The organism is Candidatus Phytoplasma sp. AldY-WA1 (assembly GCF_020312115.2).
Classification (GTDB): Bacteria; Bacillota_I; Bacilli_A; order Acholeplasmatales; family Acholeplasmataceae; genus Phytoplasma; species Phytoplasma vitis.
The window spans coordinates 1-11,026 of the sequence record NZ_JAHRHX020000025.1; the positions used below are offsets into that span (position 1 = coordinate 1).

The window sequence follows — 11,026 nt, forward strand, 5'->3', positions numbered from 1 at the left end:
TAAGTTTTTGATTCTTCTTTTTGATTATCTATATCTTTAAAACACAATAATAAAACCACTCCTTGTGTGTTACCTTCTTGAGTTTCAGTTTCGAAAATATTGGCACCTTCTTTTTCAGGGAAAGGTACTCCTTTTCCTTTAGCTCCTTTTGCTTTAGCTCCTTTTAAATTTACAAGATAAATTTTTTGACATTCTTCAGTTAAACTAAGACGAAATCCTTCTACACTTTCAGTTAAAAAAGAATTAGGCAAAACCATCGCTATCCAACCTCTTTGAATATGGTCTAAGCTCCAACGAACGAATCGACGATACATATTATATAAACTTTGTTTATTCGTTTTTTCATTTTTTTGAACAAAAGTTTCTTCTATCCGATCATCAACCCAATATTCTTGTTTATCATAATCTAAATTTGGATAATCTTTTTTTCTATACGATATTTTTGTTTTTCCTTCGTCCTTTTGTTGGCTTACCTTCCAAAGAGGATTAGTTATAATAATAGTAAATTCTTTATTTCCTCTGTGTTGTTCTGCTATAAAATTTGAGCTTTTACTTTCTTTTTTTAAAGTATCGCCCCAATGAATATTTTTCGGTGGTTCATCTTTTTTAGCTGCGATAGCTATTTTAAACACTAATCATAAAAGTAAGAAAATGTTCCTGAATATGAAGATGATCGTTATAAAATCTATCAATTATTCCTGTTTCTTTTAATATGTTTTTAATAAAATAAGCTACTGAAAGGAGCTGTGCCACAAGAAAAAAAACGGGATCAATCGTCATAAGGTTCATTTGAAGGTTTTGAAGGTTTTAATTTGGAAGCTCTAATTTAGTAAAAGATCCATAAAAATTCTACTTTTTCTACCCATCAAGGAGTATACCACATACCAATTTTCTGAAGTTAATTCAGGATCAGTTTCTTTTAAAAGATCATTATAAATTTGATTAAAAATATGTAATTTATCATTAATATTTTTATATTTCTAAATTTAAAGGATTTTATTAAAAAGCTTAATCGTTGGTTTTATGTTTCTTTAATTTGTTCATAAACACCTGATTTTTCTAAAAAGGATATCTAATTCGTTAAATAAAGAACATTCTACTTCATAAATTTTTTTTTTAAAAATAGGATAAAAAATAAACATATTGTGATAAAATATATGCAGTTTGATTATCTTCTAATTGTTTTCATCAATTTTAAAAATAGTATGATATTTCTTTCAAAGCCAAAAATACCATTTTGCTTTCTTGTTGAATAATATCTTTAATAGTTTCTAAAAGTCTTTTTAATTTCTAAAACTAAGTATGCCAAAGAAAAACCATTGTATTTAACTACTTCAGAAATCAAATATTTGTATACAAAATCAATATTTGCTTAGTCTTGTTTTTATTTCATTTAGTTCTTTTTCTTTTGTATTCAAAGAAAGGTAGATCATCTTGTGATGATGAGCTTTTAATTATTTTCAATTGCATCTTTTTTGTTCTTCTGGTGTAGCATTACGAGAACGACTATCACTTCAAGCCAAATATATTTTAAAGTCTTTAAAAATCATAATTTTTCAAAGAAATATTTCTCATAAAAGAACTGTCACATCATTATTTTCAAATAAAATAATTTTTGCTTTTTATTAGGATTATAAGGATCTTTTCTTAAAAATACGTCCTATAAACTTGAATAATTTCTAAAGTAGAATTTTTAGGATCAAAAAAACAACAGTATTACAACCGGAATATCTACCCTTCCAGTAAACAACATTAATTCATAATACAAATAATTTTCACCAATTAATTTATCTAATTTCTCTTTTCTTTCACAAGGCATCAGTGATCCTGCAATATAATCAGTTTTGATAATGACATTTGTATCACTTTTAAATCGATTTTTAAATTATTTATAATGTTTTCCATAGTGGAAGATACTTTTGAGCTCGATTTTTCTAATGCGCACTATTTACAAAAGCATGATGACAGAATTTTTGATCTGAATTATTTTCAGCCGTTTTTAATAATACCTCTATTTTAGAGATACTTCTTAAAATATTGCTTGTTTAAAAATTTTCTTTACGATATAAATATTCTTCTTCTGTTTCTTTTGATTTTAGGTAAACTCTTGTCAATGTTAATCAATTCATTCATTGTATTTTTATCTTCATCTTTTTAAGTTCTATCAATTTCTTCAATTTCTTTAAATTCATCGATATCTGGTAATCTAGAAATATTAATGTCATAATCGCATAAAATTTTTTTTTTTCGATAGCAGTATATAAATCTAAGAATAAAGATCTCTCCAATGTCTTTATTACTCATATCAATGAATTCATCTTTATTTTTGTTGTGACAAAATTTTAACAGTAGCAGTCATAAACAAAGCTTTTTGGTTTTTATATTTTTCGTGTAAATTTTGAAATAAATTTTTCTTTGCATTTATTTTTGGATTGATAAGTCATATGATGAGCTTCATCACAAATAATTAAATCTTCAGGTAAAAATCCTTTTTGACTATCTGCCAATCATCATGGATTGATAGGCAAACACCAATATATTTATAATTTTTAATATCACAGATTAAGAGGATTATCTAAAAAATCACTCAAATACATTATATCAGTTGTAAAAAGATCTTCTTGTTCGGCTTTTTAATTTTGTCTTCTTGACTACAAAATAAGAATAATTAAAATATCAAGTCATTAAAATAAAAGAGCGCTTTGTTCTAATAAATTAATCCAAAGGAAAAAATAAAAAACAATACCTCCGTCTGGTAATAATGATTTCATAATATGTTTAGGAAACAAAAAGTTTTCCCAGTACCACAAACCATTTCTAATAATCCACGATTATTTTATAATGTTCCGTTGCTTCTGTGACAGCTTCTTTTGATAATCACGTAGTTTGTGATTATTTAAATTAGATAATTACACATTAATAACAACATTATTAAAAATATGTACGTTTTTCTTTAATTTTTCAGCTTCATCCGTTAAAGAGCCTATGCCAAAGTGGCAAAAATACCACCATCCAGCCATTATGGTTTATCTAAAATTTCTAAAAAGTACATAAAGAAGGCGTAGTAATTTTTTGTGTCTTTGTTTTTAACTTGAATGGCTATTTTTCGAACTAAATCAACTAAAATCAATTCCTTTTGCTCCTGTTTTTGCTTGTTTAATGTTTGTTAAGATCTTAGTAAAGGATTTTTTATGTTTCATTTAGACAAATCTTGTTCACCACCTTTTATATTATTATAATTTTTAATTTTGTCATATATTTGTATTCCTTTTTAATAGCATCAACACTGTTATAAATTTTTATAAATAATTCAGCTTTAATACCAGAAAAGACTAGACTAAAACAAACTAGTCTTTATTTTGTCAAAATTTTAAAAATATGCATAGTTCAAAAACATTTACAATTTTTATAACACTACGATACGACTATTAATTAGTTGATAATTAATAACTAATTGTAATTATAGACAAAAAAAAAAAAACAATTTTACATTCAGTTTTTGTTTATAAGGTATCAGGTCGTTTTTATAATGTCAAATAATCTTTATAAAAAAGCATATCTTACTTATAATAAATTTTTAATTATTACAATTTAAAGTTATTTTATATTTTTCGCTTTATAGTAAGAAAAATAATATTAATAATAATAAAAATAATTCAAATAAAAATGATTTAATTTTGAATAAACGCTACCCTAAATTACTAATTTTAAAAATTCTTTTGACTAAAAACAAAAAAAAAGACTTTAGTTCGTTTAGCTAGTCTTTTAGTAAATAATTATTTACAATTTTGAAACAACGCAGTGCGTTCTTCTACTTGATGAAAATAAGCTAAAGAACTAGTTTCACAACGACACATCTAATAAGATAAGACAAATAAGACAAAGTAAAAAACTTAAACATTATCGATTAAAAATGATTTTATTAGTATTTAAATGTGGTTTAATACATTATTCTTGAATTTAGAACATATTATTAGTAAAAATTAAAAAATAGTTAAGTTAGTTAAATTATTTATTTTATTCTAAATTTTAGTATAAAAGACCTTCAATTTGAAGGTCTTTAAGTGTGAGTAATTATTTGATTTACTTAATTGTTTTAAATGATCGTTCTTTGGAGTTCTTGTTGGGCTTTAGTTAAAAAGTTCTAAGTATTTTTACTATCCCAACAAATCATTTTAGGAATAAAAGGTTTTATCTTTATAAATACGAACAACATGATAGTTTTGGTCATTAAAAAAACTAGGAAATAGCGAATTGAGCTTGAGAACAATAGAGTTGACACTGAACTTGGGTATTATCGGTATTTAGGAATATTTTCAAGATGAGGATGAGTTAAAAATTATTAAGCAGAAGATACTTTTTATTGATATCAACATAAGGACATTAATTTTCTAATAACGTATTAGTTTTTCGATGATAACCATCTAAGAAGCGGGAAAATTGTTGGTAATCATCATCCACAAAAATCGCATCTTCAAAAAGTTAAAATTAGTTTTTTGAACGAAAAACTGACGCGCGATCAGTTCTAACTTTTGACCAATAGTAAAGTATATTTGATTAGCCGTAAGTAAGCGTACCGAGTTTATCATGAACTAATTGTTCTAAGACGAAAAGGGTCTAAACCAGTAATGGATGCTATTTCGGAAGCGTTGATGTATTTTTGTCGATGTTGATACCATAATTTTTGTACGTTGATTTAAGTTTTTTGATTTATAATGATTATTCCTTCTTAAAAATTTTTTTGAATAATAATAAAAGATATTTTACTACAATAATAAATAAAAAAAAGAATACATTAACAACATTTAAGGATAAAATCAATTAGACATAGAAAATAAAATGCAATAATAAAAAAATGATTATTAATAAACTAAATTTAACCATTGATTTTGATAAGTAAATAACTACTATATAACTATATAATATTAGACCCATTATTTAGATTGATTATAGTATTAAGAGATATCACATGATTATTTTATTTATTAGTGGTTAAATAATGATAAGATTTGACCACATTCTTTTTAGTTGATGTATACTTAATTTTAAAGTTAAAAAGATAAAATTGGATTAAATAATGGCTTGTTATCAAAAATGATTAAAAGTAAAGGTAATTATTAAAAAAGCTAGAGATTAATAGGTAAAAATGAAAAGTTTTTTTAATTAACATTGATCGGAACTTCCCTTTCGTTATGAACTAAAAAAAGACGATGTGGGTCTCTTCTAAATTAATAATGTATTATTTTATATTAATAAAAATCGATAAGAGTATTTTCTATAATTTTTAATTAATGGTTTTAAATTAAAGTTCACTTTTGACATTTAGAATTATTTTTGTAAATTTCTGATATTTTTGATTTAAGTTTATGATACTCTATTTCTAATTTTAAAACCTCATTTATTTCATGAACTATTTAATTTTCTTTTGGTCTAAAACAGTGAATTTTATCCTCTAATTCTTTTTGTTTGTTAACAGAATTAAATAATTCATTATTTATATCTTTTGATTTTTATTTATATAAGAGTTTTGTTTTCATAGCCATAGCAGTTATTATTAATTATAAATAAAAATCTAAAAACAAAATAAACAAATACTCATTATTTTCAATTGATTTTGTAATTTAAACATTAATTAAATCTCCTTAATTTTTATTCCTTAAATTTTAATTATATAGGGTTAATATTTTTATATTGACTTCTTTGATTCGTGCTGTACTAAAAATTATAAAGCTGAAACATCAAATAAACATTCCCTAAATAATTATGGTAGAAGATTTAGTATTTAAAATTAATTATAATATCGATAAAATTTGTAGTAGTATACCGCACTGTTATAATTTTTTGTAAATAAATTCATTTTTAAAACCTCGTTTCACTAAAAACAAAAAAAAGACTAGTTGTTTTAAACTAGTCTTTTCGGTTTTAAAAATGAATTTATTTACAAAAAATTATAACAGTGCGCCCTCATGTATTAGTAATTTAACAGATTTAAATGAAAATGGTTTTCGTGATATTGTTTTAATAGGTTTAAAACTTATTTTAAAACAAGAATATAACCCTACTTCCGAAACTTTGAATAGTAACGGAAAATGCGATATTTATATTAAATTAAATGAAGAATTAAATTATATTTCCGAATTCAAAATATGGAACGGGGAAAAACAAATACAAAAAACATTTAATCAATTATTTGAATATTTGAATTGGCAAAGTGAATCTTCAATTATTTTTATAAATAAAAATAATCAAAATTATGAAGATATTAATAAAAAAATTTATAAATGGCTTAAAACAGAATCAAAAAACGAAAAATGTAAAATTTTTGAAGAAGAATCTAATCAATGGTTTATCGAATATACAGACGAACAAAGAAAAAGAAAATACAAAATATATTTAGCATGTTATGATTTTTATAATACTAAAAATAACGAAAGAAACAAAAAAATAAAATAATAAAAAGAAAAATCAAAAAACAAATAATTAAAACAAAAGAACTTATCAACTAATGTCTTTTTTTCTTTACCAATCTATTTTTTTGTTATTTATACTAATAAACAAAATAATTTATATCATAACATAAAAAATAAACCTTATACAACCAATACTAATTATAACCAAAATACTCATTAATTAAGTGTTTTTTTTATGCAAAAAATAAAAAACCAAATTAAAAAAATAATAAATTATTTCTACAAATTTCAAATATTAAATAAAAAAATAATTTTTTTTATTTTATAGGAAACTTTTTAACTTTTTTTACTTTATATATAGTATAGGGATAATTTTTTCATAAAATACGAAATTTTTAAAATTTTAAAATAAATTTCCGAAACAACTTTAAAATATTATTTATATTAAACTTAATCTATATTAAATTATTTAAAAAATTTTAATATAAAAATTAACTTGTTGTTGGTTAATCTTTTTTTGTTTTTGTATAAATATATTTTCGTTTAATAAAAAAATATTTTGAAAAAATTTCAAAAATTAAATAAAATAATTTTTTTAAATTATAATAATATATATTTTTATTAGTTTTTTATTAATAAATATTATTATTTTTTAATTAATTATATATTTATATTTTTTTTATGATCTTAAATATTGTTTAAAAACATAATTAAATTTTTTTATTATTAATAAGCAGTAATTTTTTAGTATAATAATTTTAATATTCTATTTGATATTTTTTACTTAATATTTTAGATTCTTCAAATTATTATAAAAATTTTAAGCTTTATTAAAAATTATAAATAAAACAAAAATACAATTAACAAGAATACAAAAAATATTATAGTATCAAAATATCAAAAAGATTATAAAAAATTATGTAAAAATAGAAAGGGATAGGTGTAAAAAATTAATAAACAAGTTATAATTGATGTCCAAAATTTATCAAAAGATTTTTTAATTCAAAAAAAAATCTTTCAAAAAGCTCAATTTTTAAAAGCTAATCAAAATATTGATTTGTCAATCTTTAAAGGAGAAACTTTATCTTTAGTAGGAAGTTCTGGTTCAGGAAAATCAACCTTAGGACAATTAATTTTACAACTTCAAAAACCTACTTCAGGAAATGTTTTTTATCATCAAGATTCAACAAACCAAATTGATTTAACGAAATTAAATAATAAACAAAAACGTTTATTAAGAAAAGATCTTCAAATTATTTTTCAAGATCCTTTTTCATCCTTAAATACTTTGTTAAGAATTTCTGATATCATTGGTGAAGGACTTCTAATTCATAAAATGGTTAAAAATAAAAGAGACCCTTTATATAAACAAAAAATTTTAGATATGATGAGTAAATGTCAAATTGATAAATCTCTTTATCACCGTTACCCAACCCAATTATCAGGAGGACAAAGACAAAGAATAGCTATCGCTAGAACATTAATTATCGAACCTAAATTTATTGTTTGTGATGAGATTGTTTCAGCGTTAGATGTTTCAACACAAGTTAAAATTCTTGAACTTTTGAATGATTTAAAAAAAGATTTTCAATTAACTCTTTTATTTATTACTCATGATTTAGGAGTAGCTAGCTATTTAAGTGATCGAATATGTGTAATGAATTTAGGAAATATAGTAGAATTAGCCCCTAAAGAAAAAATTTTAAAAAATCCTTGTCATCCTTATACAAAACAAATTTTAAACGCCATTCCTCAAGTAAATGTTAAAGAAAAAACAGAACATAAAATTTTTTATCAAACTCCAGATTTTGAATTTTTATTTCATCAAAATCAAAAAGATTTAGATTGGTTTGAAATCGAACCTCAACATTTTATAAGATGTACTTTAAAAAAGAATTAAAATAAAGAGAAACCCAAATGAGTCTATTAAAAATTGAAAATTTACATACTTATTTCGAAACTCCAAAAGGATTAGTAAAAGCAGTTAAAGGAATTTCTTTTGAATTAAAAAAAGGAAAAACTTTAGGTATAGTAGGAGAATCAGGAAGTGGAAAAAGTCAAACAGCTATTTCCATTTTAAAATTATTAAATAATAATTCTAAAGTACATTATAAAGGTAAAATTTTTTTTAATGGAGAAGAAATTTCTAAATATAACCAAAAACAAATGGAAAAAATTCGCGGAAGCGAAATAGCTATGATTTTTCAGGATGCTATGTCTAGTTTAAATCCTGTTTTTAAAATAAAAGACCAAATTATGGAAAGTTTAAAATTACATAAAAAAATTAGCAATCAAGAGGGCGAAAAAAAAATTTTTGAAATTTTAAATAAAGTTCAAATCAATGATATTCCTAGAGTTATGAATTCTTATCCTCATCAATTATCAGGAGGAATGTGTCAAAGAATAATGATCTCGATGGCTTTAATATGCGAACCAAAACTTTTGATCGCTGACGAGCCAACTACAGCTTTAGATGTTATTATTCAACAAGAAATTTTGAATTTAATCAATAATTTAAAAAAAGAAATTAAAACATCTATTTTATTTATTACTCATGATTTAGGAGTTATATCTCAAATCGTTGACGATGTTATAGTTATGTATAAAGGAGAAATTGTTGAAAAAGGCTCTATCCAAGAAATTTTGACCAAACCTAAACATGATTATACTAAATCTTTGTTAAATGATTTTTTAAAAACAAAATTTAGAAAATAATCAAAATATAATTTATACATTATCTAAATAAATAAAAAAATATTTTTAGAAAAGAGAAAATATATGCATGTCTTTAGTAAATTTTATTTATAAAAAAACTTTATATGTTTTATTAATTTTGATAACTGTTATATTAACAAGTTTTTTTCTTGTTCGATTAATAGGAGATCCGGTTACAGCAGCTTTTGGCCAAAAAGGACCTACACCAGAACAAAGACAAATTTTAGAAAAAGAATTAGGATTAGACGAAAGTTTAAGCGAACAATTAAAAATATATTTAAAAAAAGTATTAAAATTTGATTTCGGTAATTCTTATCAATATAAAACTAAAGCATTAGAATTTTTTTGGAAAGGTTTTAAAACAACTTTATTATTAACTATTTCCAGTTGTATTTTTGGTTCTATAATAGGTATTTTTTTCGGATCTTTGTCCGCTTTATGGCAAAATACTAAAAAAAATTTTTTATTAGAATTTATTTTTCTTTTTTTATCATCAACTCCTAGTTTTATTATCGGTTTTATTTTGCAATATTATTTAGCTTATCGCTTATATTTAGATTATGGCATAAAATTATTTACAATATCAGGTTCTTATTTTTTAGCTATTTTAACTTTATCTTTAATTGTTAGTGGTCGTATATTTAAAATAACCAATAATAATATGATTGAATCGTTAAAACAACCTTATATTATAACAGCTTACGCTAAAGGATTGCCAACAGGAAAAGTCGTTTTTAAACATGCTTTAAAAAATGCTTTAATTCCTATATTGGCTAATATCGGTTTGATGTTCGTCTCTTTAATTGGTGGAGCTGTAATTACAGAATTTGTATTTGATTTATATGGTATAGGACAATTAACAATTAAAGCTTTTGAAGACAGAGATTACCCTATTATTCAATGTTGTATTATTTTATTAGCTATTTTTATTTCTATTTTTAATTTATTGTTAGATTCGGTTTATTTTTGGTTAAATCCTAAAATAAATCCAAAAAAATAAAAATATCTTACGACAAAAAAATTAGAAAGAAAGAAAATTTTAAAATTAATAATGAAAAATATAAATTGTTTAACCAATTCTTTTAAACAAAAAATCAAAATTTTAAAAGATAAAAATATTTTATTTGGTCTTTTATTTTTAACTATTTTATCTTTTTTTGTTTTATTTCGTTCTCAATTTTTTCCAGATCCTTATGTTTCTTCAGGTAACAAAAGATTACAAAGTTATAGTTGTAAACATTGGATGGGAACTGATGGGACAGGTTATGATATATTTAGTCGTGTTTTAGAAGGAACTAAAATTTCTTTACAAATAAGTTTTATAACAATCATTATAAGTAGTTTGATAGGTTGTTTATTAGGAATCATAGCTGGTTATTTTAGAGGTTTTTTTGACAATATAATTATTTTTATATGTGATTTATTAACTATTTTCCCTGATATTATATTAGCTATTTTAATTATGTTATGTTTTAAGGAGAAAACTGTAACAACTCTTGTTATTGTATTATGTGTTTTATATATTCCTGAATATATACGTATTATAAGAGCTAATACTTTAACAATTAAACAAAAAGATTTTATTAAAGCTTCTAAAGCTTTAGGTTCGAATGATATTCGAATTATTCAAAAACATATTTTACCAAATCTTTTAAGTAATTTAATAACTAAAATGATATTAAATATGTCTAGTGTTATTTTAGTTATTTCAGGATTTGGTTTTATCGGTTTAGGTTTGAATAGGACTAAGGCTGAATGGGGTAATATTTTATATTCTTCTAAAAGTTATATTCTGAGATATCCTCATTTATTTTATGGTCCTTTTGTTATTATTTTTTTAACTATCTTTTCTTTTAATTTGATAGGAAAAGGTTTAATTAATTATTTTGAAAATGATCAAA

The 11,026-nt window shown here is 22.5% G+C and carries 9 protein-coding genes; 5 read left to right on the forward strand and 4 right to left on the reverse strand.

From position 1 onward, the window contains the following. The 4 genes from KTO59_RS02740 to KTO59_RS04575 form a co-directional block, all read right to left on the reverse strand. Nucleotides 1–632 (reverse strand): Eco57I restriction-modification methylase domain-containing protein (locus KTO59_RS02740; protein WP_284928503.1); only part of this gene is annotated, 632 nt, incomplete at its 3' end. Nucleotides 633–2,154: 1,522 nt separating this feature from the next. Beyond that, nucleotides 2,155–2,304, reverse strand: coding sequence for a hypothetical protein (locus tag KTO59_RS02745; protein ID WP_284928504.1), 150 nt, complete (start codon nt 2,302–2,304; stop codon nt 2,155–2,157). Nucleotides 2,305–2,378: 74 nt separating this feature from the next. Next, entirely contained in the window at nt 2,379–2,507 is a 129-nt protein-coding gene (locus KTO59_RS02750) for a hypothetical protein (RefSeq protein WP_284928505.1), read from the reverse strand. 3,065 nt (nt 2,508–5,572) lie between these two features. After that, a complete protein-coding gene (locus KTO59_RS04575) occupies nt 5,573–5,629 on the reverse strand; it encodes an SVM family protein (protein WP_445083518.1) in 57 nt (18 codons plus the stop codon). 299 nt (nt 5,630–5,928) lie between these two features. Here KTO59_RS04575 and KTO59_RS02755 point away from each other — a divergent pair, with 299 nt between their 5' ends. From KTO59_RS02755 to KTO59_RS02775, 5 genes are all read left to right on the forward strand, one after another. Beyond that, complete coding sequence (locus tag KTO59_RS02755; RefSeq protein WP_284928506.1) at nt 5,929–6,453, forward strand: hypothetical protein; 525 nt, start codon at nt 5,929–5,931, stop codon at nt 6,451–6,453. Between the two features lie 1,014 nt (nt 6,454–7,467). Next, nucleotides 7,468–8,310, forward strand: coding sequence for an ATP-binding cassette domain-containing protein (locus KTO59_RS02760; RefSeq protein WP_284928507.1), 843 nt, complete (start codon nt 7,468–7,470; stop codon nt 8,308–8,310). A gap of 17 nt (nt 8,311–8,327) precedes the next feature. Further along, complete coding sequence (locus KTO59_RS02765) at nt 8,328–9,125, forward strand: ABC transporter ATP-binding protein (RefSeq protein ID WP_284928508.1); 798 nt, start codon at nt 8,328–8,330, stop codon at nt 9,123–9,125. 67 nt (nt 9,126–9,192) lie between these two features. Then, nucleotides 9,193–10,125, forward strand: coding sequence for an ABC transporter permease (locus tag KTO59_RS02770; protein WP_284928509.1), 933 nt, complete (start codon nt 9,193–9,195; stop codon nt 10,123–10,125). 51 nt (nt 10,126–10,176) lie between these two features. Next, a partial coding sequence (locus KTO59_RS02775) for an ABC transporter permease (protein ID WP_284928510.1) occupies nt 10,177–11,026 on the forward strand: 850 nt, incomplete at its 3' end.